We start from the raw sequence: 23,547 nt of genomic DNA, 5'->3' as shown, positions 1-23,547 counted from the left end.
ACGCTAGAACGTCAGGACGGCTCGCGCGCCGAGCGGGTTGTCGAGTCCGGCCAGGGCGGTGTTGACGTCGGAGAGCGGGAGCCGGTCGCTGAGCAGCGCGTCGAGTTCCAGCCGGCCGTCCAGGTACAGCCGGCTGTACAGCGGGATGTCGAGGCGGAATCGGGTCGAGCCCATCTTCGTCCCCTGCAGGCGCTTCTCCAGGAGCAGGTCGGTGGCCGGGATGCGGACCTCGACATCGGGCCGGGCGACGCCGACGACGGTCGCGGTCCCCATGGTGTCGAGCATCTGGAACGCCTGCTCGATGGTCGCGGCGACGCCGACCACCTCGATGGCGTGGTCGACGCCGCCGCCGGTGAGCTCCCGCACGGCCTCGACGGGGTCGGCGGCACCGGCGTCGACGGTGTCGGTGGCGCCGAACCGCCGGGCGAGGTCGAGTTTGCCGGCGATCCGGTCGACCGCGACGATCCGCGACGCGCCGGCGATGCGGGCGCCCTGGACGACGTTGAGGCCGACCCCGCCGCAGCCGATGACCGCGACGGTCTCGCCGGCCTGGACCTTCGCGGCGCGGCGCACGGCGCCGAGCCCGGTGATCACCGCGCAGCCGAGCAGGGCCGCGCGGTCCAGCGGCATCTCGTCGGGGAGCCTGACCACGGTGCGCTCGTGCACGAGCAACTGCTCGGCGAACCCGCCGAGGCCGACGAAGGCCTCGACGGCCCGGTCCCCGGAGGAGAGCCGGGGCCGCAGGCCCGGCGGGCGCGAGCGCTTCTTCTCCTCGCAGTGCTGGAGTTCTCCGCGCATGCACCAGCGGCAGACGCCGCAGAAGGCGGAGGCGCACGTGGCGACGCGGTCGCCGGGCCGGACGTAGGCGACGTCGTCGCCCACCCGCTCGACGACGCCCGCGGCCTCGTGGCCGAGGACGAGCGGGAGCGCCAGGGGCTGGGCTCCGAGCTGCATGGTCCGGTCGGAGTGGCACACGCCGGAGGCGGCGACCCGGATCAGGACCTCATCGGGCGCGGGGTCCGCGACGTCGACGTCCTCGATCTCCAGGTCGCTGTCGAACTCGCGCAGGACGGCTGCCTTCATGGCGACTCCTCTGGGCTTGGTTCAGGGACGGAATTAGCTTATATTGTTGATTATGGAAATCATAGATTAGCCTCCGGTTGGCGCACCGCGCGCCCAGGCCACGGCGGTCGACGGAGCAGGGACCACCCGGGAGACGCACGTGACGACCACATCGAACACCTCAGCCCCGGCCGACCGGGGCGGCGCCGCATTTCCGCACGTCTTCTCGCCGATCCGGATCGGGACGATGCGGCTGCGCAACCGGATCATGATGCCGCCGCACGGCTCCGCGATCGGCGACCTGTGGGGGGCGGAGGACGACGCGGCGCGGGCCATCGCCTACTGGGAGTCCCGGGCCAGGGACGGGGCGTCCTGGATCGACGGGGTCCGGGGCCGGATCCGCAACCCGCTCATCCCCGGTTTCGAGCCGCACGGCTACGGCGCGGAGACCGAAGGCAACTACCGCTCGCCGCTCTTCGTGGAGCGGGTCCGGCGGTTCGTCTCGGCCATGCACGCCGCGGGGGCGACCGTGACGTCGCAGTTGACCGTGATCGGCGGTGTCCCGCACGCCCCGTCGCAGCGGCTCGGCTCACCGCTGTACAACTTCCGCCCGCACGTCCTGAGCAGGCGGGACATCGCCGACTACGTCGAGGAGTACCGGTTCTCCGCGCGGCGGGCGCGGCTGGCCGGACTCGACGGCATCGAACTGCACCTCAACCACGACGACCTGCTCGAATGGTTCCTCTCGCCGCACACCAACCACCGCGCGGACGAGTACGGCGGCTCCCTGGGCAACCGCGCCCGGTTCGCGCTGGAGGTGCTGGAGGCGGTGCGCGGGGAGATCGGCGCCGGCATGACGCTGGGCGTCCGGTTCACCATGCGCGAAGAGGCGCCGGGCGGCTACGACGCGGCCGACGGCGTCGTGATCGCCCGGTACCTCGAATCCACCGGGCTCATCGACTTCCTGCACCTGGTCATCGGTTCGTCCTGGGGCGACCCCAGCTACATCCAGCCGCAGTTCTACGAACCGGCCCAATGGTCCGACATGGCCGCCGAGGTCCGGCGGGCGCTGACGCTGCCGATCGTCTACACCGGCCGCGTCAACAGCGTCCAGGTCGCCGAGGACGTGCTGGCCGCCGGCCACGCCGACGTGGTCGGGATGGCGCGCGCCTACATCGCGGAGCAGAACCTGCTGACCAAGGCCCGCGAGGGTCGGCTCGACGAGATCCGGCCCTGCGTGGGCGGCAACGACTGCATCAGCCGCGCCTACGTGGAGCGGCTGCCGTTCGGCTGCGCGGTCAACCCGCACGCCGCGAAGGAGGTCGAGGGGCCGTGGGGCCGGGCAGCCGAGCCCGGGCGCCTGCTCGTGGTCGGCGGCGGGCCCGCGGGCATGGAGCTCGCCGCCCTCGCCGCGGAGGGCGGGCACTCGGTGCGGCTGTGGGAGGCCGGCGACGGGCTCGGCGGGCAGTTGCGGATCGCGGCGAAGGCCCCGGGCTACGACCAGTACGCCCGCTACCTGGACTGGCAGGTCCGCAGGCTGGAGCGCCTGGGCGTCGAGACGCGGCTCGGGTTCCGGGCGGACGCCGACGCGGTGGTGGCGGACGGCGCCGATGTGGTCGCCGTGGCCACGGGTGCCACCCCGCACCTGCCGCCGATCGAGGGGGCCGACGGGGACGGCGCCGTGGAGATCCGCGACGTGCTGCGCGGCGCCGCTGTCGGGCACCGGGTGGTCGTGGTGGCGCAGGACGACCACCTGCCGCCGCTGAGCGTCGCCGACCTCCTCAGCGAACGCGGGCACGACGTCACCGTCGTCTACGCGACCGCGCAGCCGGCCGAGCTCCTCGGCCGCTACATCCTGGGCGGCATCCTCGCGCGGCTGCACCGGCGCGGCGTCGCGTTCCGCCTCATGGAGGAGGTCACCGCGGTCCGGGACGGCGGCGTGGAGGTGCGCAACGTCTATTCGGGGCGGACCGAGGAGCTGACCGGGTTCGACTCCGTCGTGCTCGCGTGCGGCGGCGACTCCGACGCCGCCCTGTACGAGCGGCTGCGCGACCGGATCGCGCGGGTCCACGTCCTGGGCGACGCGTTCGCCCCCCGCCGGCTGGTCTTCGCCACCCGCCAGGCCCACGCCCTGGCGCGGACGCTGCAGGAGTGACCGGTGCCCGATCGCCGCTCCGCCGAGGCCCCGCCGATCCGGCGCCGCTCCGCGCGGTCCGGGTCCTTCCAAGAAAACATTTATAAGGAATTTGTGCCGGGTTCGGAACCGGTCCCGGCGCGAGACCGGTCGATCGTCTGCTGGAAGGCGGCCTGAATTGCAAGCACGCAGCGAGACGCGGTTCGAGCACCTGTTCACGCCGGTGCGCATCGGCCGCATGGAACTGCCGAACCGGATCATGGCCACGCCCCACGCGTCGCTGATCGGCGACCTCTGGGGCCCCGACGAGGACGGGGCCGACCGCAACATCGCCTACTGGGCCGAGCGGGCGCGGGCGGGCCTGGCCTGGATGGGCGGCATCAGCGCCGCGCTGGAGAACAACCTGGTGCCCGGGTTCGAGCCCACGGGCGTCGGCGCCAGGGTCAACGGGGTCTTCCGGCTCCCGTTCTTCCACGACCGGATGAGCAGGCTCTCCGAGGCGATGCACGCAGAGGGGGCCCGCGCCACGGCGCAGATCATCATGCAGGGCGGAATGCCGCACGGTCCGTCGCCGGCCGTCACCGCCTACGTCGCCAACCAGGTGTCGCACGGGCTCGACCGCGGCGAGATCGCGTGGTTCGTCGAGGAGTACGCCCGGTCGGCCGGGCTCGCCCGGCGGGCCGGACTGGACGGGGTCGAGTTGCACGCCAACCACGACGACCTGATCGAGTGGTTCATGTCCCCGGTCTCCAACCGCCGCGAGGACGAGTACGGCGGCGACCTGACGGGTCGGCTGCGCTTCGTCACCGAGATCATCGGCGCGATCCGCGCCGAGGTCGGCCGCGACTTCACGCTCGGCGTGCGGATGAACCTCTACCAGGCGCTCGCGGGCGGCTACGACGCGGCCGGAGCGGTGGAGATCGCCAAGGCCCTTGAGGCCACGGGCGGGATCGACTACCTGTCGGTCGTCGTGGGAGACAACTGGGGAGCGCCCAGCTACATCCAGCCGCACCACTACCCGCAGGCGCACTGGGCCGACCTGGCCGGCCGGCTCAGGCGGGCGGTCGGCCTGCCCGTGGTCTACACCGGCCGGATCACCACCGCCCAGGCGGGGGAGGAGGTTCTGGCCGGGGGATGCGCGGACGTGGTCGGGATGGCGCGCGCGTTCATCGCCGACGCCGAGGTCGTCGCCAAGGCGCGTTCGGGCCGGACCCGCGAGGTCCGCCCGTGCATCGGGTGCAACGAGTGCATCCATCGGCGCCTCGTCGACGGGCTGGGGTTCGCCTGTTCGGTGAACCCGCACGCCGGCCGCGAGGTCGACGGACCCCTTCCCCGGACCGAACGGCCGAAGAAGGTGCTGGTGGTCGGCGGCGGACCGGCGGGCATGGAGCTGTCGGGGCTGCTCGCCGAACGCGGGCACGCGGTCACGCTGTGGGAGCGCGGGCCCGCGCTGGGCGGTCAGATGCTGGTCGCAGGGCTGGCGCGGGAGAACGCGGCCTACCGCGACTTCGTCGCCTGGCAGGAGGGCCGGCTGCAGCGGGCGGGCGTGGCGGTCGAGCTCGGCCGGGAGGCGACGCAGCGGGGCGTGGCGGAGTTCGGGGCCGACGTGGTCGCGGTGGCCACCGGCTCCGTCCCGCGCGCGCCGGAGATCCCCGGGGCGCGGCTGCCCTTCGTCGTCGAGGCACGGGACGTGCTGACCGGTGCGGCGCGGGTGGGCCGGCGCGCCGTGGTCGTCGCGATGGAGGACCACATGCAGCCGCTGACGGTCGCCGGGTTCCTCGCCGACCGGGGGCACCGGGTCCACCTGATCCACCCGACCCCGGGGCCGGCTCCGCTGGTGGGCAAGTACACCATCGGCTCGGCGCTGGGCGCCCTCTCAACGGCCGGGGCGGAGTTCACGCCGATGAGCAGGGTGGTGGGGATCGAGCCGGGCCGGGTGCGCACCCGCAACGTCTACTCCGACGTCGAGGGCGAGGTCACCGGGTTCGACAGCGTGGTCATCGCGGCGGGCGGCGTCGCCGACGACGGACTGCACCGCGAGTTGAAGAGCACCGGCGCCGGGGGCGCCGATGTGCACGTGCTCGGCGACGCCTACGCGCCCAGGCGCATCACGTTCGCCACCCGGCAGGCCCACGCCCTCGCGGCCCTCGTCTAGGTGGTGCGGAACCCCCGGTAGTCGTCGGCGGCCACCTCGGTGCAGATCCTGCGGTAGCGGCCGACACCGCCGACGTAGGGCATGAAGACGCGGGGCTTGCCGGGCACGTTGGCGCCGAGGTACCAGGAGTCGGCGACGGGGTAGAGGGTCGCGTCGGCGACCTCGTTGACGTGCCGCACCCAGGCGTCCTCCGCTTCGAGGACCGCCTCGGAGCGCACCAGCCCGTTCTTGAACATGTGCTCGATGTAGTCGGTGACCCACTCGACGTGCTGCTCGATGGAGACGAGCATGTTGCTGATCACCGAAGGGCTCCCCGGCCCGGCGATGAAGAAGAGGTTGGGGAATCCGGCCGTGGACAGGCCCAGGTAGGTGCGCGGTCCCGCGGCCCACTTCTCCTTCAGGGCGACCCCGCCGACCCCGCGGAAGTCGATCTTGAGCAGTGCGCCGGTCATCGCGTCGAATCCGGTCGCCAGCACCAGGGCGTCGAGCTCGTACTCCTGCTCGGAGGTCCGCACGCCGCCGGGGGTGATCCGCTCGATGGGCGTGGCCAGCGTGTCGACCAGCCGGACGTTGCCGCGGTTGAAGGTGGTGAAGTAGTCGATCTCCAGGACGAGCCGCTTCGTCCCGAACGGGTAGCCCTTGGGGGACAGCGCCTCGGCGACCTCGGGATCGTCGACGACCTCGCGGATCTTGGAGCGCACGAACTCCGCGGCCTTCTCGTTGGCCGCGCGGTCGGTGGTGAGGTCGCGGAAGGAGGCCTGGATGTCGGGTCCGCCCGTGCGCCAGTGGCCCTCGAACGTCTCCCGCAGCACCTCCGGGTCCACCTCCAGGGCCGATTCCCGTCCCAGGAACCGGTGCGTGCCCCCGGGATGGTCGCGCGCCTGCTCGCGGTACTCGGCGAAGCGCGACTTGAGGTCGGCGACGTGGTCGGGGTCGAGCGGCCGGTTGCGCGCCGGCATCGCGAAGTGCGGCGTGCGCTGGAAGACCGTCAGCTCCTCGGCCTGCTCGGCGATGTGCGGGATGGACTGCATCCCCGACGACCCGGTTCCGATGACGCCGACGCGCCGGCCCGTGAAGTCGACGCCCTCGTGCGGCCAGTTCCCGGTGTGGTGGAACTCGCCGGCGAAGTCGTCCAGGCCCGGGATCTCCGGCAGCTTCGCCACCGAGAGCTGGCCGGTCGCCATGATGACGTGGCGCGCCGTGACCGCGTCGCCCCGGTCGGTCTCGACCGTCCAGGTGTCGGCCTCCTCGTCGAAGGCCGCCGCGGTCACCCGGGTGCCGAAGGTGATGCCGTCGCGGAGGCCGAACCTGTCGACGACGTGGTTGATGTAGCGCAGGATCTCCGGCTGGGCCGGGTAGCGCTCGGTCCAGTCCCACTCCTGGATCAGCTCGTCGGAGAACGAGTAGCAGTAGTCGACGCTTTCGATGTCGCAGCGCGCGCCGGGGTAGCGGTTCCAGTACCAGACGCCCCCCACGTCGTCGGCGGCCTCGACGAGGTGTACCGCGCGCTCGGCCTCCCTGAGCCGGTGCAGCGCGTACAGGCCGGAGAAACCGGCGCCCACGACCAGCACGTCCACTTCTCGGGGCGGCCGCCGCCGCGGATCGATCGAGCGTTGCCCCGCCATGGCGTCTCCTCCGGTTCCGATCCTCCATAATCAATGCGCATGAATAGTATCATTACCAGTGGAGGCGATCCAGGTGCCGGAGGGGCCGGGCCCGGCGTCCGGCCCCTCCGGGCGCTCAGATGCCGCGCCGCATGGCCCGGTTGCCCAACGCGAGGCCCACCGCGGCGATGGCGCAGGCCGCGAGCGCGCCGTGCAGCACCGAGGCGTCGAAGAGCCGGCCGGCGAACAGCGCCCGCTGCGCGTCGGCGATGTGGGAGACCGGGTTCAGCCCGGCGAGGACCTGCAGCCAGGCCGGGCCGAAGTCCACCGGCAGCAGCAGACCCGACAGCAGCAGCAGCGGGAACATCAGCATCTGGGTGACGACGTAGAACAGGGTGCCGCCCGGCTGCGACTTGATCGCCAGCACGAAGGAGAGGGAGCCAAGCCCGACGCCGAACACGATCAGCAGCGCCAGTCCGGCCAGGACGCCCGCCGGGTGCAGCCGGAAGCCCAGCGGAAGCGCGACGGCGATGATCAGCACCGCCTGGACCAGCAGGATCACGGACTCCTTCAGGGTCCGGCCGACCAGCATCGCCGTGCGGTTCAGGGGAGTGACCAGCATCCGCTCCGTCGAGCCGCCGATCAGCTCGACCAGCAGGTTGTACCCGGCCGACATCGGCCCGAACAGGCACATCATGACCAGGATTCCGGGCACGAACCACTGCCAGGACGTTGCGCCGCCCAAGCCCGGAGTCCCGTCCAGCAGCGAACCGAACAGGAACAGGAACAGCAGGGGTTGCGCCATGTCGAAGACGAGGCCCAGGGGCTCGCGCAGCATCGGGGTGAATTCGCGGGAGAACACCGTCGCGGTGTCACGGACGAACTTCACGGGGTCTTTCGCCTCCTTTCGAGGGGCGGGGACGGTCACGCGTCGCTGTGGGAGTCGTCGTCGCCCAGGCTGCGGCCGGTGAGCGCGAGGAACACGTCGTCCAACGTGGGGCGGGCGGTCTCGGCGGTGGCGACCTTCACGCCGATCGCCTCCAGCGAGCGCAGGTACTCCGGCAGCGCCGCGCCCGCGCGGGCCACCCGCAGCCGCACCGTCGTCCCCTCGGTGCCGACCCCGCCCGGTGCAGCGATCCGGGCGGCGACCTCGGCCGCCCGCGCCGCGTCCGGCTCCTCGCCGACGGTGACCGTGACGCGGTCGCCCGCCAGGTCGCTCTTCAGCCGCTCGGCCGTCCCGTCGGCGATGATCCGGCCGTTGTCGATGATCACCACCCGCTCGGCCATGCTGTCGGCCTCCTCCAGGTAGTGGGTGGTCAGGAAGAGGGTCGTGCCGTACTCCGCGCGCAGCCGCAGGATGTGCTCCCAGATCTCGGCGCGGCTGTGCGGGTCGAGGCCGGTGGAGGGCTCGTCCAGGAACAGCAGGTCGGGCCGGTGCACGAGCCCCAGGGCGATGTCGAGGCGGCGGCGCTGGCCGCCCGACAGGGTGCCGGGCTTGCGGTCGGCCAGCGGCTCCAGGCCCAGCAGGCCGAGGACCTCGTCGGCCCTGCGGTGCGCCCGGGCGCGGGTGAGGCCGTAGCAGCGCCCCTGGGTCACCAGCTCGTCGCGGACCCGGTAGTTCTCGCCGGCGCTGTTCTTCTGCCCCACGTAGCCGATGCGGGCGCGCACCCCGGCCGGGTCGGTGACGATGTCGCAGCCGGCCACGGTCGCCGTCCCCGATGTCGGCGGCAGCAGGGAGGTCAGCATGCGCAGGCTGGTGGACTTGCCGGCCCCGTTCGGGCCGAGGAAGGCGACCAGTTGGCCGGCCTCCACATCGAGGTCCAGGCCGCGCACGGCCTCGACACCGGCCCGTTTGACCTTGAACCGCCGGGTCAGTCCTCGGGCATGGATCATCGTCCCCTCCTCGGGGGTCGGTGCGGATGTTTCCGGGCATGGCGAAGAAACCCCAGGTCGGGGGCTTATTCGAAGATGATTCATCTTTGCCCGCGCAATCCGGATTTGGCAAACGCGAACATAGCGTTCACGTTTGCTCCGACCTGCGCAAACACGACCGCCCGAAGTGGACGGGCACCACGCCGGCACACCTTTTTCGCGCCGAATTCCTCCGCTGAAATGGGCTTCTCTCGATCCGGAAAAGAAATTCCGAGATATCCTGGATGTCCGGCGCCTTGCGGCCGCATCGACTCGTCCGCTGCTTCTCGCCCGAGGACCGGCCGCCCTTGCCGACGAGTTGCAGCGACTCATCGCCTACCGTGCCCGAACGCAGAACACGGGGCCTTGCTCAGTTCAGCGAAGGCCCCGTCTCTTGCGGCGCCGAGGTCAGCCACCGGCTCAGTGCGTGCCGCACTTCAGGGTTCATCGATCGGAGCGGCCCCGATCGAGCTCGGTGCAGACCGGTGGTGCGTCAACCATCGATGTCTGTGACCTTCAGCTCCAGTTCACTGGCGAGGGCCTGGAACAGGTCCGCAAGCTGCGCTTCCGTCACCTGTACACCCTTCAGTGATGACAGGCCGGAGATCCCCGAGAGGTTGCTGGCCCGCAGGTCGGCGTCCTGCATCCTCGTGGAGTCGAACTCGGCGCCGCTCAGTGTGCAGTCGTCGAACACGGCCCTGCTGAGGTCGCTGTTGGAGAAGGCGGCCTCCTTGAACGAGCAGCCGATGAAGGCGACATCGCCGGCCACCTTCAGCCGGTCCAGAACCGCGAAGTCGAACTGGCAGTTCTCGAACAGCACATCCGAGAGAGAAGCGCCTGCAAGGGCGAGTCCCATGAACCGTGCGTTGCTGAACCGGCATCGGGTTACGGTGATGTCCTTCCACCGATGCGACGACAGGTCCACGCCCCGGAACTCGGTGTTGCTGACCTTCTCGCGCTCCAGAGGACTGCCGAACGGCCAGGCCGTTACGGCATCCTCGTCTTCACTGGGAGGAGGACCTTGACTCCTCGGATCTCCTTCGTTTCCACTCTGCCTGCCTCTACTTGTTCCAGTTGTCCCAGGTGGGCCGGTTGTCGAATCCTCCGCCACCGCGGTTGTCCCACGTGTCGCGGTTGTCGAACTGACTGAACGGTGCCGCCTTCGATCCTGCACGCTCCCGGCCTTCACCTCGGCGAGGTAGCCGAGGAGCTTTCCGGCCTCGCGCACCCGCAGATCACTGCCGTTGGCCAAGCGGGCGAACATCGTTCGCCAGAAGTGCCGCACCGTTCCCGCGTCGATGCTCTGACGGCTATCGTTGGCGCCCTCGTATTCCTCGATGTTGAAGCCGACGCTGCCGGCTCCGAGGTCCTCGAAGAAGTCGAAGAGCGCATCGGGCTCGTTGACCGTCTCAGGGAAGACGACGCAGATCACTGAGAAGTCGATCCCATGCTTTTTCAGTGCCTGCACTCCGCGCATGATGCGGGGGAACACCGGCTTCCCGGCCCAGTCGACGCGGTTGGCGCTGGCGGAGTCGGGGCCGTCCAGACTCACTCCCACACGAAACTCGTATCTGGTGAAGAAGTCGCACCATCCATCGTCGATCAAGGTGGCGTTGGTCTGGATGAAGTGCCGGATGCGTCCCTCGGTGCGAAGGAGCTCGAAGACCTCAACCAGCTCTTCGAAGTGGTCGCGACGGATCGCCAGCGGTTCACCTCCGTGCCAGACGACGTCGACCATGCTGCTCGACTCTTGAGCCTGAACGCTCGACGCCAGAGCTGCCGCGACCGGCAGCGGCATATCGCGCCGAGTTCTTCGGCTTGATGGACAGATGTAGCAGTACGCACAGTTCAGATTGCAGAGAGGCGTGGGCTGCAGAATCAGTGTTTGGAATGTGGAACTGAGCCGTCGCATGTCTCCCTCTTCGAAGTGGGGAATGGTCATGGCTTGGGGGAGCAGGCTTGAGCACGACGACACGTAACCTTGGGAGGGACAAGAAGATCTGCATCGTCGTGCTGTCAAGATCACGTGGCGTGCGGACTAGGGCCAGAGGGCCGCCGCATGGAGTCGGGGGGAGACTGAACGCGCGAAGCGCTACCGTGATCTCCTTGGGGCGAAGCGAACCGGAGTTCCGCTTCGCGCACAGCCTTGTCGATCTTCTGAGGGCTTGGTGCGGAGAACTCGAAGTGTGCGCGATGGCGAGTCGGGCGAGCCGTCGCGGCAACTCGGGGCGCTGGCCGTTCGGCATCTCATTCCTTTTCTCGCGGATCGTGCATTGATCTGTCGCCGGTCGCTGCAACGCGGCTCTCGCGCCCACCTGAACCATCACTTCTCGTCTTCGATTGAGACGGTCGGGATTAATCGCCCTGTCGTTCTCCGACCGGCTCTTCGTTCACGCCTCGTCAGAGCTGTTGGCCCTGGCTTAGATCGAACATGCTGAACGGCGCCCAGTCACCGGGTTTGAGGACATGCTTTCTATGCAGCAACTGACCCCTATGAGCTGCGGATTTGCAGCAGAGGCGACACTTCTATGTCACCGTCTGGCGGAGTAACGCGGTTTCGGCCATTGCGAAGCTCTTCGCCTCGGGCAACCTTGGGTCTAGACCCCCGCGAGGAGATCTGGACATGGGCTGGACGAAGAGGCAGATCACTCAACTACGCGATCGGATGCGAAAGCAGGGGCGAAGCGATGACGAGATCGCAGACGAGATTCGCCACCGGTGCGGTAGCTCGCCCTTAGCGGCGTATCGGCAGCTTCACGGCTGGAGCCAAGAAGAGGTAGCGGAGCGCTACCGGCGCGAGTCTCCTGGCCTTGCCCTGGACCAAGCGGCTCTCAGCCGTTTGGAGATGTGGCCAGGACAAGGCAGCCGAGCGCCTCAAGCAGTCCAGATCTCCACCCTGGCGGCTCTGTACAACACGACTCCACTACGGCTGCTGTGCCCTGAAGGGCTCGACAGGCTTGACGAACATGAACGGAGTGTCCTGCTCCGCATTGGTACAGCGGAGAACCCCTCGATAGCCCTCGCACAGCAGTCAGCGTCGGCACAGGAGATGCCGGCCGGCCGAGCTCCCTTCAACTTCGTAACTCCGGAAAGGCAAGTAGAGATGGCCGCACAGCGCGCACTACGGTTCGGCTCCATGGCAGAGGGCAGCAACCTCGGGCCGGAGACCCTTCAGCAGCTCTACAGCGAAGTTGAACGGATCTCCAGCACTTACCCGAGGAGCCCCATTCACCACGTGCTCGGTGATCTCGTCGAAACGCAGGACGTGGCCTTCCGTCTCCTGGAGGGGCGCCAGCGCCCGAACCAGACGAAGGACCTCTACCTCTTGAGCGGGCTGCTCTCGCTCATGCTCGCCAAGGCGAGCCATGACCTTGGCGATCCCCATTCCGCGATGAAGCAGGCACGAACCGCCTACATCTGCGCCGACAACGCAGAACATGACGGCCTCCGCATTCGCGTGCGAGCGCAGCAGTCACTCATGGCGTACTGGGCAGGATGGACCTCGGAAGCTGCGAGGTACGCCGATCTCGGGCATGACCTGGCGACCCGCCACACCGGGAGTGCGGCCGTCTGGCTCATGTCCCAAAGCGCCCGTTCCTGGGCGTCGCTCGGTGACGGGGAGCGAGCCACAGAAGACCTCGCACGTGCAACCGCCCTTCAGGACGACAGAGAGAGTGACGACTTGGACGGCCTGGGCGGACTCATGCGCTTCGCCCGCTGCCGCCAGCTCTACTACGGAGCCGAGACGCGGATCTGGATTCCGGGTCAGGAGGAGCAGGCCGAGCAAGCGGCGCTCACCGCGATCGAGGCATACGAGGAGGCGGCGAACACCGGCTCCGACGACTGGGCCTACGGGGACGACGCAGGAGCAAGGGCGGACCTGGCTTTCGTACGCGCAACACGCGGAGAACTGGAGGGGGCGGCAGAAGCTCTTGCCCCGGTTCTGGAACTGCCGGTCGGCCAGCGGGTCGCCGGAGTCATCGCGAGTACGATGCGTGTCCACAGCGCGCTCCGGGACCGGCAGTACGCGGGGAGCAGAGTCGCAAACCGGCTTCGGCAGGAGATCGAAGGCTATGGTCAGGCTCCTGCGGCTGCGCTGACATCGGGACGCTAGCCTCAGTGCGTGTTTCCCATCGAGCTAAACGGCAGCAGGCTTCGACTGCGAGAGATGCGTCTCTCTGACGCTGAACGGCTGGTCCAGGTCTACGGGGATGAGACGGCGACGCGCCACCTGTCATTCACTCCCCGCACGGCGGATCAGTGCGTGGCAGTCATCCAGGTAGCGATCAAAGATGCACAGGCCGAGAACCGAACGGTCTACATGCTGGCAGTCGTGACACCGGATGACGAGCTCGTTGGGGCCGCACGCCTCGCTATCGACGAACGGCCCCACAGCGCCCAGATCGGTTTCGCGCTCAAACCGGGACTGTGGGGTCAAAGGCTGGGAGGCGAAACGGTCCGGCTCCTCCTCGATCTCGGGTTTGGTGCCCTGGACCTCAAGCGCATCTGGGGGGCACGTGCTCCCGACAATGAGAGATCGCGCCGGGTCATGCTCAGTGCGGGGATGGTCGAAGAAGGACGCATCCGGCGCCACCTGCGGGCGCACGGCGCTTGGCGCGATTCCATCGTTCACTCGGTCCTGGACGATGAATGGAAGACAGCAACCATTCACACCTAATCTGCACTCACGTAAATGGTCCCTGGTGACGTGGGATAACGACGTGGTGGGTCCTCTGGCGACGGAAGTGAGCGCTGATCCGGCACGTTCACGCCCCTCCGTTCAGGAAATCTCACGCCCCCGCGGGGTCCAGGGGATCGGATGGGGGACGAAGCCGGTGGAGTTCGGTCCGGGGGCGGCGCCTCGGGCGCCGACCGGGGCCGGCAGGGCCTGGCCGAGTCCGGCGTTGATCAGGGCGACGGTGCGGACGACGAACGGCGGCGTGATCGTGAACCCCACGGCGATCGCCAGGTGGAAGGCCGTGGCGATCCCCAGGCCGTCGCCGAGGCCGAGCAGTTCGGGCAGGCCGTCGGTGCCACCGGCGCCGGTCACAATCCACCCGTAGAGCGGGTAGGTCAGTCCGAGCAGCGCGACCGCCCACCAGGAGACCACGGCGGCGAAGGAGGTCACCGAGATCGGGAAGCTCACCACGCCGTGCAGCAGGTCCAGCCAACTCTGGCCGCAGGCGAGCGGGTCGAGCATCCGGCGCAGCGGTCGGGCCCCGGTCGGAGCCCGGTGGTAGCGGGGCCCGACGACCTCGTCGCCGAGCTGGTGGAGGCGCTGCCGTCGGGCAGCCACCTGTTCGTCACCGACTTCGTCGACACCGGCGACCCCGTCCAGGCGGCCATGGAACGGGCCGGCCTGGAGACCCTCGGCAACGGCTGGATCCGGTCCCCGGAGGAGATCCGCGCGCACTTCACCGGTCTGCCGCTCCTCCCGCTCGGCCTGGACTTCCTGGCGCGGTGGTTTCCCGAGGACCCCGAAGCCCCCGTTCCCGCGGTCGAGGACCTGGCGCCGCACCAGCGGGTCCTCATGGCGGGCATCGCGCGCAAACCGTAGCGGCGCGGGGTGCGCGGCGCGGGCCGCGCACCGGCGCCCCCGCCACCGCAGCCTTCGACGGGAGCGGAAGCGAAGCGTTGAGCGAGGTGGGCGCGGGTAGACCGACCCCATGACCAGTGCACCGTTCGAACCAGAGCCCGATCTCGGCCGAGACGAGATCGCCGCCGCCGATCCGGGGCCGGGAGCGCCTCCGCAGGCGCCGGGGTTCGGCGTCGAGGCCGAGGACCCCGACCAGGCGGAGCAGCCGCAGGACCCCGAGGACGAGGATCCCGATCAGCGGGAGTGACGGAGGACCCGAACGGGGGAGGGCGACACCGGCCGGCGGCCCGTCACCGCCTCACCGGGACGGGCCGCGGTAGCGGTCGGCCGGTTCGGCCCCGCTGCGCGCGCGGATGCGCGGGCCTCGGTCCGCGCCAGTCCGGCCGCGGCGCTACCGTCCGGCCGTCAGGTGGTCGGGCGGGGTGATGATGTAGGCGATGCCGCCGGAGCCGCCGTTGGTGGTGCGCAGCCAGACGTCCTCGAACTGGGCGCGCGGGTAGACCCTGCGGACGGCGTCGTTGTCCGAGGACGCGGGGTCGTTGGCGATCACGTCGCCGTCCTCGGTGAACCCGACCACGACCATGATGTGCCCATCGGTTCCGTATCCGGCCCCGTCCAGCTCGTCGGCGCGGAACGACTGGGAGGTGACCACCGGGACGTCCCGCAGGATGAGGCGTTCGACGTCGGCGAGCGAGCGCAGCCGGGTGACGTGGGCGTCGAGCCCGTAGGTCGCCGCGTAGGCCACGTTGAACGACCAGTTCCCCGCCCCCGCATAGGCGTGGTCGTAGGTCCGGCGCGCGGCGTGGTCCACGGTCGGATCGGCGTGGCCGGGGGCCACCCAGGCCAGGTCCTCCTCGCTCGGGCTCCGGCCCCAGTACTCCACGACCATCTCCGTCGACGTCGGGCTGCACCAGGCCTCACCGCCGCCGCCGTACTGCGGGTAGTGCCCGGCGTGGACGTTCTGGGAGTAGCGGGGCACGGACAGCTCGACGCCCCACGCGCCCGCGGACTCGGAGGTCGGCACGTCGGAGCGCTCCGGGACGTCCGAGGCCATCGCGCCGATCATGGACAGCGACGGCGAGGCCGAGGTCCCCTTGACGCGGTAGAGCGTGGCCCGCAACTGGTACTCGACCAGGGTGGTCCCCGGCGCGGTCGCCAGGACGTCGACGTTGACCTCGCCGTGCTCGTCGGACTGCCCCTCCACGCTGGTGCGCCGGATGTCGGTGTCGCCGGAGGCCCACCGGCCCATCACGTACCAGCGGGTCCGCGCGCCGTCGTCGGTCGTGCCCCGCACCTCCACCTGCAGCCAGGTGCCCGGCGGCGTCAGCGCGTTCCACGAGGTGACGATCTCGGTCGCGCCGAAGCCGGTGGCGTGTTCGGGCGAGGTCCAGCGCGCGTAGTCGTAGTCGGCGGTGGTGCCGAGCGCCTTCTCGGTGTGCTCGGCGCTGCCGGCCGGCCGGCCGATGACGAGCCCGTCCCCGGTCGCCCGCACGCCTTCGGCGGTGCCCGAGGCGAAGTCGGATTCCGAGGCCCACCGGTGGAACTCGACCGGAGCCTCTGTCGCCTCCGGTGCCGCGCCGGGTTGCGCGGCCGCGGGCGCGCCCGCGAGTGCCGTCGCGGCGGCGAGCAGCGCCGCGGGAAGCAAACGAGTGAGTATTCGCATGCCGTCCTCCTGGGGATGCGCGCCGATCGGCGCCGTGCTCCTCCGGCCGAGGCGCACCGCGTGCGCCGTCACGTTCCGCCATAGCCTGCCAACCCAGTGTGACTCAATCGGCCCGGCCGCGCGATTCGCCACGGCGGGCGCGCAGGAGGTCCGTTCCGCGGTCGCCCCCGTCGCGCTTCCCGTATGGAGAACGTTGTGTTTTCTAACAAGGAGGCTTGCGGTTCCCCTTAGAGAACAGTTCGTTTTCCATATGGGGCCGTTCCCCCGTGCGTCTCCTTGGAGGGCATTGAACATGGCGCGTCGATCCGAAACCGCTCGGCTGCGGGGAGGCACGGGGGAGCGCGGGGACGGAGTCGCGCGCGCACTGCCCGGCCTGATGCTGGCGATGCTGCTCGGCGCGCTCGATCAGACGGTCATGGCCCCGGCCCTCCCCGCCGTCGCCGGGGAACTGGGCGGACTGGACCGGATGCCGGCCGTCGCGACCTCCTACCTCGTGGCCGCCACCGTGGCCATGCCCCTGTACGGCAAGCTGGGCGACCGGTTCGGCCGCAAGCCGGTGCTGCAGGCCGCGATCGCGGTGTTCCTGCTCGGCGCGGCGCCGTGCGCGGTCGCGGACTCGCCGGCCGCGCTGATCGCCTTCCGGGTGGTGCAGGGCGCGGACGGCGGGGCCGCATAGGGGCGGGGCCGTGGAACGGGGCTCCGTAGAATCGACTGGCCGTCGCCGCTCACCGGGAGGAGACACGTCCGCAGTGCCCAACGACGACGCAGCAGGGACCGGTGCGGACCACCGCAGCCGGCCCCGGCGCCGCGGCAGCGCCCTCAACGCCGCCATCTTCCAGGCGACGCTGGCCGAACTCGCCGACGTCGGCTACGCCGGACTGACCATGGAGAGCGTCGCCGAACGCGCCCGGGCGAGCAAGGCGTCGCTGTACCGCCGCTGGCCGGGCCGGGGCGAGCTGGTGATGGACGCGGTGTACCACGTGCTGCCCGACCCCACCGACCTGCCCGACACCGGGAGCCTGCGCGGCGACGCCCTGGCGGTGCTCCGGCAGGGGGCGCAGCAGCTCGCCGGGCCGGTGGGCGAGGCGATGCGCGGCCTGCTCGGCGACGTGCTGCGCGACCCCGTCCGCGCCGCGGAGATCCGCGAGCGCGCGCGGGGCAACAGCGTCAAGACGATGACCGAGATCGTGCGCAGGGCCGTCGAGCGGGGGGAGTGCGACGCCGCGGCGGTATCCCCCCGCAGGCTGGAGGCCGGATGGGCGCTGCTGCGCTACCACTTCCTGTTCAGCGGCGCCCCGATCCCCGAATCCGTCATCGTCGAGATCGTCGACGACGTCATCCTCCCGCTCTTCACCGCCCCGCGCGAAACGGCCCGGTAGCGCTGCGCCTCCTTCGCGAAAAGGCCCGGTCCGTCACCATTCGGCGAAGGAGCCGTCGGGGTGGCGCCAGATCGGGCCGCGCCAGTCGGGGGCGGAGCCGTCGGCGGCGCGCACCGCCTTCTCGTCGACCTCCAGGCCCAGGCCGGGCGCCGTCGGCCGGAGCAGGTGGCCGTCGTGGAAGGCGAACACCTCGGGGTCGCGCACGTAGTCGAGCACTTCGGCGCCCCGGTTGTAGTGGATGCCGATGCTCTGCTCCTGGATGAGGAAGTTCGGCGTGCAGAACGCGATCTGCAGGCTGGAGGCCAGGGAGACCGGGCCGAGGGGGCAGTGGGGCGCGACGAGCACGTCGAAGGTCTCGGCGAGGGCGGCGATGCGGCGCACCTCGGAGATCCCGCCGGCGTGGGAGAGGTCGGGCTGGATCACCGCGATGCCGGCCTGGAGGGCCGGGAGCGCGTCGGTTCGGGAGAACAGCCGTTCGCCGGTGGCGATGGGGACCGGGGCGGTGCGCACCACGTCGGCCAGCAGGTGGGTGTACTCCGGTAGCACCGGCTCCTCGGCGAAGAGGGGACCGAGCGGGGCGAGGTGCGGCAGAACGAGTCGGGCGTTGGCCGAGGAGAAGCGCCCGTGGAAGTCCACGGCGAAGTCGCCGTCAGGGCCCAGCGCCTCGCGCGCCGCAGCGGCCCGTTCCACGATCGTGTCGATGTCGCGGCGGGTGGCGATCCGGTTCATCCGTCCGGCGGCGTTCATCTTCACCGCGGTGAACCCCGCTTCGACCTGCGCGGCGACGGCCTCGCCGATGTGGGCGGGCTCGTCACCGCCGACCCAGGTGTAGGCGCGGACGCGGTCGCGCACCGGGCCGCCGAGGAGCACGTGCACGGGCACGCCGAGGGCCTTGCCCGCGATGTCCCACAGCGCCTGGTCCAGCCCGGCGACGGCGCTGGAGAGCACCGGGCCGCCGCGGTAGAAGGACCCCTTGGTCATGACCTGCCAGTGGTCCTCGATGCGCATCGGGTCCTTGCCGATGAGGAGTTCGGCGAGCTCGTGCACCGCGGTGCGCACGGTCGCGGCGCGCCCTTCGACGACCGGCTCCCCCCAGCCGACCACGCCGTCGTCGGTCTCGATCCGGCACAGCAGCCAGCGCGGCGGGACGGCGAAGGTCTCGATCCGGCTGATCCTCATCGTTCGGCTCCTCTTCCGGTCCTCATCGTGCGGGCTCCTCCCCGCCGGCCCCCGGGGACGGCGGGGAGGCGGCGTGCGGCGCCGGGGCGCCCGCGTGGTCCTCGTAGTCGGCGGAGACGCGGGTCTGGTCGGCGAAGGACTTCGCGAGCAGGGCCAGCATCGCCCGCTCGGCGGCGGCCGGGTCCTTCGCCGCGACGGCGTCCAGCACCGCCCGGTGGCTGGGGACGGGATCGTCGTGGTCCGCCGAGTGCACGATGAGGTCGCGCTCGAGCAGCCCCGGTTCCAGGAGGACGTCCATGCGTGCGAACATCTCGTTGCCGGTCGCAGCGAGCAGTGCGCGATGGAACTCCAGGTCGGCCGCTGCGGCGGCCCGTGCGTCGCCGTCCGCGGCCCCCATCCGCTCCAGCGCCCGACGCAGCCGATCCAGGTCCGGCTCGCCCCTGCGCAGCGCCGCGTAGCGGACGGCGGCCGGCTCGATGGCGGCGCGCACCTCGTTCAGGTCGCGGATGAGCCGGGAGCCGTCACCGGCGGCGGACTGCCAGCGCATGACATCGGAGTCCAGCAGGTTCCAGGCGGAGCGGGGGCGCACGAACGTCCCGCGCTTCTGCCGCGCGTCCACCAGCCCCTTGGCGGTGAGCACCTTGATCGTCTCGCGCAGCACGCTCAGGCTGATGTCGAGCTCCTCGCCGAGCGCGCGCAGGTCCAGGGTCCCGCCCTCGGGCAGTCCGCCCGCGACGATGCGGCCGCCGAGCAGCTCGACGATCTGGCCGTGGGTGCCGCGACCCTTGTAGGAAGCCACCCGTCTCACTCCTTGTCCGTCGGCAGCGGGCCACCTGGAGTCGACCATCCTGCTCCACACGGGCGGCCGGGCCGCGGCCCGGGTGGGCGGGTCGGGATCGGGCGGCGGGACGTCCTTCGTCCGCGCCGGTTCCGCCGTCCCAAAGTACGTCATTAATTATGAATTAATATCATCCTTCGAGCGGTCATGGGATGTGCCCGCCGTCACGGACCGCCCCGGACCGTGCGCGCCGGGTCCGCCGGCCGGCCTCGGGGGCCGGGCCGGAGGCGGAAAAGAGGAGAAAGCGGAGAGGGAGTCGCGGAAATGGCAGTGGAACAGGTCACGCCGCCGGTCGCCGATCACGGAGAGGGACCGGTCTGGTGTGCGGACGAAGGCCGGCTGCGCTGGGTGGACATGCTCGCCGGCGACGTCCTCGCCCTGGATCCGGGGAGCGGGGAGATCGAGCGGACGCACGTCGCCGAGGTCGCCGCCGCACTGCGCCCGCGCATCGGGGGCGGGTTCGTGGTCGCCGTCGAGCGGGGGTTCGCGCTCTGGGAGCCCGGAGAGCCGCGCCCGCGCCTCCTTCCCGAGGTGTGGGCGGACCCTTCCGTGCGCATGAACGAGGGCGGCTGCGACCCCCGCGGCAGGTTCTACTGCGGTTCCATGGCCTACGACGCGGCTCCCGGCCGCGGGGCGCTGCACCGCCTGGATCCGGACGGGACCGTCACCACGGTCCTGGAGGGCGTCACCATCTCCAACGGGCTCGCCTGGACCCCGGACGGGCGGCGGGCCTACTACGTCGACACCCCGACGCGGCGCGTCGACGTCTTCGGCGTCGATCCCGGGACGGGGGACCTCGTGGGGCGCGAGCCCGTGGTGGAGGTCCCGGCCGGATCGGGTTCCCCCGACGGCCTGTGCCTCGACGCCGAGGGCGGCATATGGGTCGCGCTGTGGGACGGCGCCGCGGTCCACCGCTACACCGCCGAAGGCGTGCTGGACGAGGTCGTCGAACTGCCGGTGCCCCGCCCCACGGCGTGCGCGTTCGGCGGCCCCGGACTGCGGGACCTCTACGTCACCACCTCCGGCCTCGACCTCGACCCCGCGCGCCACCCCGAGGCCGGAGCGGTGTTCCGACTGCGCCCGGGCGTCCGGGGGACGCCGGTGCTGCCCTTCGGCGGGTGAGCGGGCCCGTCCCCGGCCGGACTCACCGAGGCCACTTCGGGGATCCGATGGTGTGAGCGCCTCACTCCGCCGAAGGACGCGCCGAAGCCGACGGACACCGCACGCCCGTTGCCGCCACCTGGAACCACCGTGGTTTCAGCGTCGATAAGGTCGGGATCGGCGAGGTTTCCGGCCCCGCCCCCGTGACCGCAGAGGGAGCCATGTCCACCATCCCCACGCGCGAGCGGCGCTCCGGCGTCCTCGACGCGGTCTGCGTCGGCGAGACCATGGCGATGCTCACGCCGGTCTCGGCGGCCCCGCTGGCCGAGCGCCCCGATCTCGCGCTGGAGGTCGGCGGCGCGGAGTCCAACGTCGCCTGCGGCCTGGCCCGCCTGGGGCACCGGGTCGCCTGGTACAGCCGGGTCGGCGACGACCCCTTCGGGCGGATGATCACCGGGGCGCTCGCCGGGAACGGGGTCGAGGTCGGCGGCGTCGAGGTCGACCGGGACCGCCCGACCGGGATCTACGTCAAGGACCCCGGACCGGTCGGCACCACCGTGTACTACTACCGGAAGGGATCGGCCGCCTCGGCGATGGGGCCGGAGCACGCGGGCCCGGCCATGCCCGGTCCCAGCCGCCTGGTCCACCTGTCCGGCATCACTCCGGCGCTCTCGCCGAGCTGCTCCGCGCTCGTGGACCGGCTCCTGGCCGACCGCGGCCCCGGCGGGCCGCTGCTCAGCTTCGACGTCAACCACCGGCCCGCGCTGTGGTCGCCGGGCGACGCGGCCGACCGGCTGCTCGGCCTCGCCCGAGCGGCCGACGTGGTGTTCGTGGGCAGGGACGAGGCCGAGGCGCTGTGGGCGACGGCGAGCGCCGACGACGTCCGCACGCTGCTGCCCGACGTCGGGTGCCTCGTGGTCAAGGACGCCGAACACGGCGCGACCTGCTTCGAAGAGGCGCGGCGCGTCCACGTGCCGGCCCCGGTCGTCACGGTGGTCGAACCCGTGGGCGCCGGCGACGCGTTCGCCGCGGGCTACCTGTCCGGCCTGCTCACCGGCCGCACGGTCCGCGACCGCCTGCGCCTGGGCCACCTGTGCGCCGCCGTCACCCTGCGCTGCGTCGGCGACCTCGCCCCCCTGCCGCCCGCGACCGCCGTCGAGCGGCTGATCGCCCTCGACGATGACGTCTGGGTGAAGGAGGCGACGGCCGCCGCGGCCGCGATGTGACGGGCGCCGACCGAAAGCCGGCCGGAACCGACCGAAGAGGTGCGGCCGGGGACCCTGACCGCGGACGACACGCAGGACGCACGTAGAACTGGAGTGGGAGCAGTGTTTTCCGGCATGCCTGGTTTCGATGAGACGTTCGCCGACCGGCCCGTCATGGCGATCCTGCGCGGAATGCCGCGGGAGGAGACCGTCGCCCTGGCCACACGCGCGTGGGACCTCGGCATCACGGCGGTGGAGGTGCCGGTGCAGACACCGGACGCGATGCCGTCCCTGCGCGCCGCGGTCGAGGCCGGGGCCGAGCGCGGCCGCCTGGTGGGCGCCGGCACGGTGATCACGACCGAGCAGGTCACCGCCGTGGCGCAGGCGGGTGCGGCCTTCACCGTCGCCCCCGGTCTGGACCCGGCCGTGGCGGCGGCGTCGCTGGCCCGCGGTCTGCCGCACCTGCCCGGCGTGGCGACGCCCACGGAGATCCAGCAGGCCCTGCGCCACGGGCTGGAGTGGGTGAAGGCGTTCCCGGCCTCGGCCCTGGGGACCGCGTGGTTCGCCGCGATGCGCGGCCCGTTCCCCGGTCTCAAGATCGTGGCGACCGGGGGCATGGACGCCCGCAACGCCGCCGAGTACCTCGACGCAGGCGCCAGGGTGGTCGCGGTCGGATCGGCGCTGACCGACCCCGTCCAGGTCGACCTGCTCGCCGAACTGGCGCAGCGGCGCTGACCCGGGTCCGTGCCGGTCGAGTGGGGCGGGTGGCCGGGCGGCCAGGGCCTGCTGTGCGGCCTTGTCCCGGGTATCGGGCGGTCCTGACCGGAAGAGCAGCGGCGAGGGCGGCGGATCCGGACGGTGCTCAAGGTGTCGGTGACGGCGGCCTCACCCGCCGATGCGCTCGATGCTGAAGGCGGTGAGGAACCCGAGCGTGGCGATCAGCCCGGTGACCACGTGCGCGCGTTCGAAGGCCTCGGGGATCATGGTGTCGGCGACCATGGCCAGGATCGCCCCGGCGGCGACGGCGGTGATGACCGCGATCGCGGTCGGCGGCGCGCCCTCAAGGAGGAGGCCGCCCATGAGCGCCGACAGGCCGCTGGCGAGCGCGATGCCGCCCCAGACCCCGAAGACGTATCCGGCGCCGCGCCCGGCCCGCTTCATGCCCGCGGCGCTGGACAGGCCCTCGGGGACGTTGGAGATGAAGATCGCCGCGAGGACCGCCGTCCCGACGCCGCCGTTGAGCAGCGACAGGCCGAGCACCACCGATTCGGGGACCCCGTCGAGCAGCGCCCCGATGGCGATGGCGGCGCCGCTGCCCTGGACCTGGTCCTCGGAGGGCTGCTGGTCGCCGGAGCGCTTGCGGTGCCGAGCCCCGCGCCTGGCCAGCGCCGCGTTGGCCGCCACGTAGGCGCAGGCCCCGCCGAGGAAGCCGATCGCCGTCGGCGCCAGCCCCCCGCTGCGCTCCGCCTCGTCGAGGAGGTCGAAGGCCAGCGCCGAGATGAGCACCCCCGCGCCGAAGGCCATGATCCAGGCGACGATCAGGTCCGGTACGCGCACCAGCCAGGTGACCCCCGCCCCGAGCACGAGCGCGCCGCCGCCGAGCAGGCCCCACAGGCCCGCCTCCAGCCACACCGGCACCGTCGCCACCTCCCGGACCGCCCTCTGCCCGCCGACCGGCCTCGGCATGCTCCGCCCGCCGCCCGCCCCCGCCGGTCGCCTC

General features: G+C 71.3%; 21 protein-coding genes. 11 read left to right on the top strand and 10 right to left on the bottom strand.

The window, feature by feature from the left end; genetic code table 11:
- Window positions 1-3: 3 nt before the first annotated feature.
- On the bottom strand, window positions 4-1,083 hold the full coding sequence (locus HDA32_RS16360) for a Zn-dependent alcohol dehydrogenase (protein WP_179644015.1): 1,080 nt from the start codon (window positions 1,081-1,083) through the stop codon (window positions 4-6).
- A 139-nt stretch (window positions 1,084-1,222) separates the two neighbouring features.
- On the opposite strand from HDA32_RS16360, the gene HDA32_RS31845 reads away from it, so the two are divergent.
- Window positions 1,223-3,217: an oxidoreductase gene (locus HDA32_RS31845; RefSeq protein ID WP_312863208.1), complete on the top strand. Its 1,995-nt coding sequence runs from the start codon at window positions 1,223-1,225 to the stop codon at window positions 3,215-3,217.
- 157 nt (window positions 3,218-3,374) lie between these two features.
- Window positions 3,375-5,351 (top strand): oxidoreductase, encoded by a 1,977-nt coding sequence (locus HDA32_RS16350; RefSeq protein WP_179644014.1) that lies wholly within the window; start codon window positions 3,375-3,377, stop codon window positions 5,349-5,351.
- Here the strand turns inward: HDA32_RS16350 and HDA32_RS16345 are convergent.
- The 4 genes from HDA32_RS16345 to HDA32_RS32225 form a co-directional block, all read right to left on the bottom strand.
- Entirely contained in the window at window positions 5,348-6,976 is a 1,629-nt protein-coding gene (locus tag HDA32_RS16345; protein ID WP_179644013.1) for a flavin-containing monooxygenase, read from the bottom strand. The two genes, HDA32_RS16350 and HDA32_RS16345, sit on opposite strands and share 4 nt — an antisense overlap.
- A 115-nt stretch (window positions 6,977-7,091) precedes the next feature.
- Entirely contained in the window at window positions 7,092-7,844 is a 753-nt protein-coding gene (locus HDA32_RS16340) for an ABC transporter permease (RefSeq protein WP_179644012.1), read from the bottom strand.
- 35 nt (window positions 7,845-7,879) lie between these two features.
- Complete coding sequence (locus HDA32_RS16335) at window positions 7,880-8,848, bottom strand: ABC transporter ATP-binding protein (RefSeq protein ID WP_179644011.1); 969 nt, start codon at window positions 8,846-8,848, stop codon at window positions 7,880-7,882.
- A 511-nt stretch (window positions 8,849-9,359) separates the two neighbouring features.
- Window positions 9,360-10,778, bottom strand: a complete 1,419-nt coding sequence (locus HDA32_RS32225; RefSeq protein ID WP_246335026.1) for a radical SAM protein — start codon at window positions 10,776-10,778, stop codon at window positions 9,360-9,362.
- A gap of 1,224 nt (window positions 10,779-12,002) precedes the next feature.
- On the opposite strand from HDA32_RS32225, the gene HDA32_RS16320 reads away from it, so the two are divergent.
- Window positions 12,003-12,980 carry a hypothetical protein gene (locus HDA32_RS16320; protein WP_246334374.1) on the top strand — a complete coding sequence of 326 codons (978 nt, stop codon included), beginning with the start codon at window positions 12,003-12,005 and terminating at the stop codon, window positions 12,978-12,980.
- Window positions 12,981-12,989: 9 nt separating this feature from the next.
- Window positions 12,990-13,544 carry a GNAT family N-acetyltransferase gene (locus HDA32_RS16315; protein ID WP_179644009.1) on the top strand — a complete coding sequence of 185 codons (555 nt, stop codon included), beginning with the start codon at window positions 12,990-12,992 and terminating at the stop codon, window positions 13,542-13,544.
- A gap of 102 nt (window positions 13,545-13,646) precedes the next feature.
- Here HDA32_RS16315 and HDA32_RS30815 read toward each other — a convergent pair whose 3' ends face one another.
- Window positions 13,647-14,162, bottom strand: a complete 516-nt coding sequence (locus HDA32_RS30815) for a sensor domain-containing protein (protein ID WP_312863207.1) — start codon at window positions 14,160-14,162, stop codon at window positions 13,647-13,649.
- Here HDA32_RS30815 and HDA32_RS30810 point away from each other — a divergent pair.
- Window positions 14,100-14,423: an SAM-dependent methyltransferase gene (locus tag HDA32_RS30810; RefSeq protein ID WP_312863206.1), complete on the top strand. Its 324-nt coding sequence runs from the start codon at window positions 14,100-14,102 to the stop codon at window positions 14,421-14,423. The genes HDA32_RS30815 and HDA32_RS30810 overlap by 63 nt on opposite strands.
- A 109-nt stretch (window positions 14,424-14,532) precedes the next feature.
- Entirely contained in the window at window positions 14,533-14,709 is a 177-nt protein-coding gene (locus tag HDA32_RS16305) for a hypothetical protein (protein ID WP_179644007.1), read from the top strand.
- Between the two features lie 144 nt (window positions 14,710-14,853).
- Here the strand turns inward: HDA32_RS16305 and HDA32_RS16300 are convergent, their stop codons facing one another.
- Window positions 14,854-16,125 carry a C39 family peptidase gene (locus HDA32_RS16300; protein WP_179644006.1) on the bottom strand — a complete coding sequence of 424 codons (1,272 nt, stop codon included), beginning with the start codon at window positions 16,123-16,125 and terminating at the stop codon, window positions 14,854-14,856.
- 292 nt (window positions 16,126-16,417) lie between these two features.
- Between HDA32_RS16300 and HDA32_RS16295 the strand changes: the two genes are divergently transcribed.
- Entirely contained in the window at window positions 16,418-16,801 is a 384-nt protein-coding gene (locus tag HDA32_RS16295) for an MFS transporter (RefSeq protein ID WP_179644005.1), read from the top strand.
- A gap of 73 nt (window positions 16,802-16,874) precedes the next feature.
- Window positions 16,875-17,504 carry a TetR/AcrR family transcriptional regulator gene (locus HDA32_RS16290; RefSeq protein ID WP_179644004.1) on the top strand — a complete coding sequence of 210 codons (630 nt, stop codon included), beginning with the start codon at window positions 16,875-16,877 and terminating at the stop codon, window positions 17,502-17,504.
- A gap of 33 nt (window positions 17,505-17,537) precedes the next feature.
- Here the strand turns inward: HDA32_RS16290 and dgoD are convergent, their stop codons facing one another.
- Together dgoD and HDA32_RS16280 are read right to left on the bottom strand one after the other, a co-directional pair.
- Entirely contained in the window at window positions 17,538-18,683 is a 1,146-nt protein-coding gene (gene dgoD / locus HDA32_RS16285; RefSeq protein WP_179644003.1) for a galactonate dehydratase, read from the bottom strand.
- 22 nt (window positions 18,684-18,705) lie between these two features.
- Window positions 18,706-19,482, bottom strand: coding sequence for a FadR/GntR family transcriptional regulator (locus HDA32_RS16280; protein WP_179644002.1), 777 nt, complete (start codon window positions 19,480-19,482; stop codon window positions 18,706-18,708).
- Between the two features lie 303 nt (window positions 19,483-19,785).
- Between HDA32_RS16280 and HDA32_RS16275 the strand changes: the two genes are divergently transcribed.
- From HDA32_RS16275 to HDA32_RS16265, 3 genes are all read left to right on the top strand, one after another.
- Complete coding sequence (locus HDA32_RS16275; protein ID WP_179644001.1) at window positions 19,786-20,643, top strand: SMP-30/gluconolactonase/LRE family protein; 858 nt, start codon at window positions 19,786-19,788, stop codon at window positions 20,641-20,643.
- 200 nt (window positions 20,644-20,843) lie between these two features.
- Window positions 20,844-21,848 carry a sugar kinase gene (locus HDA32_RS16270; protein WP_179644000.1) on the top strand — a complete coding sequence of 335 codons (1,005 nt, stop codon included), beginning with the start codon at window positions 20,844-20,846 and terminating at the stop codon, window positions 21,846-21,848.
- 114 nt (window positions 21,849-21,962) lie between these two features.
- Window positions 21,963-22,562 (top strand): bifunctional 4-hydroxy-2-oxoglutarate aldolase/2-dehydro-3-deoxy-phosphogluconate aldolase, encoded by a 600-nt coding sequence (locus HDA32_RS16265; protein WP_179643999.1) that lies wholly within the window; start codon window positions 21,963-21,965, stop codon window positions 22,560-22,562.
- Between the two features lie 150 nt (window positions 22,563-22,712).
- Here HDA32_RS16265 and HDA32_RS16260 read toward each other — a convergent pair whose 3' ends face one another.
- On the bottom strand, window positions 22,713-23,465 hold the full coding sequence (locus HDA32_RS16260) for a ZIP family metal transporter (protein ID WP_179643998.1): 753 nt from the start codon (window positions 23,463-23,465) through the stop codon (window positions 22,713-22,715).
- Between the last annotated feature and the right edge of the window lie 82 nt (window positions 23,466-23,547).

The sequence above is a fragment of the Spinactinospora alkalitolerans genome, assembly GCF_013408795.1.
Taxonomy (GTDB): domain Bacteria; phylum Actinomycetota; class Actinomycetes; order Streptosporangiales; family Streptosporangiaceae; genus Spinactinospora; species Spinactinospora alkalitolerans.
This window is presented reverse-complemented; position numbering and strand designations above follow the sequence as displayed.

Bases quoted from the DNA above. Each gene is read 5' to 3' on its own strand.
- HDA32_RS16360 (WP_179644015.1), bottom strand. From the start codon at position 1,083: ATGAAGGCAGCCGTCCTGCGCGAGTTCGACAGCGACCTGGAGATCGAG.
- HDA32_RS16345 (WP_179644013.1), bottom strand. From the start codon at position 6,976: ATGGCGGGGCAACGCTCGATCGATCCGCGGCGGCGGCCGCCCCGAGAA.
- HDA32_RS16335 (WP_179644011.1), bottom strand. From the start codon at position 8,848: ATGATCCATGCCCGAGGACTGACCCGGCGGTTCAAGGTCAAACGGGCC.
- HDA32_RS32225 (WP_246335026.1), bottom strand. From the start codon at position 10,778: ATGCGACGGCTCAGTTCCACATTCCAAACACTGATTCTGCAGCCCACG.
- HDA32_RS16320 (WP_246334374.1), top strand. From the start codon at position 12,003: ATGGCAGAGGGCAGCAACCTCGGGCCGGAGACCCTTCAGCAGCTCTAC.
- HDA32_RS16305 (WP_179644007.1), top strand. From the start codon at position 14,533: ATGACCAGTGCACCGTTCGAACCAGAGCCCGATCTCGGCCGAGACGAG.
- HDA32_RS16300 (WP_179644006.1), bottom strand. From the start codon at position 16,125: ATGCGAATACTCACTCGTTTGCTTCCCGCGGCGCTGCTCGCCGCCGCG.
- HDA32_RS16295 (WP_179644005.1), top strand. From the start codon at position 16,418: ATGGCGCGTCGATCCGAAACCGCTCGGCTGCGGGGAGGCACGGGGGAG.
- dgoD (WP_179644003.1), bottom strand. From the start codon at position 18,683: ATGAGGATCAGCCGGATCGAGACCTTCGCCGTCCCGCCGCGCTGGCTG.
- HDA32_RS16275 (WP_179644001.1), top strand. From the start codon at position 19,786: ATGGCAGTGGAACAGGTCACGCCGCCGGTCGCCGATCACGGAGAGGGA.
- HDA32_RS16270 (WP_179644000.1), top strand. From the start codon at position 20,844: ATGTCCACCATCCCCACGCGCGAGCGGCGCTCCGGCGTCCTCGACGCG.
- HDA32_RS16265 (WP_179643999.1), top strand. From the start codon at position 21,963: ATGCCTGGTTTCGATGAGACGTTCGCCGACCGGCCCGTCATGGCGATC.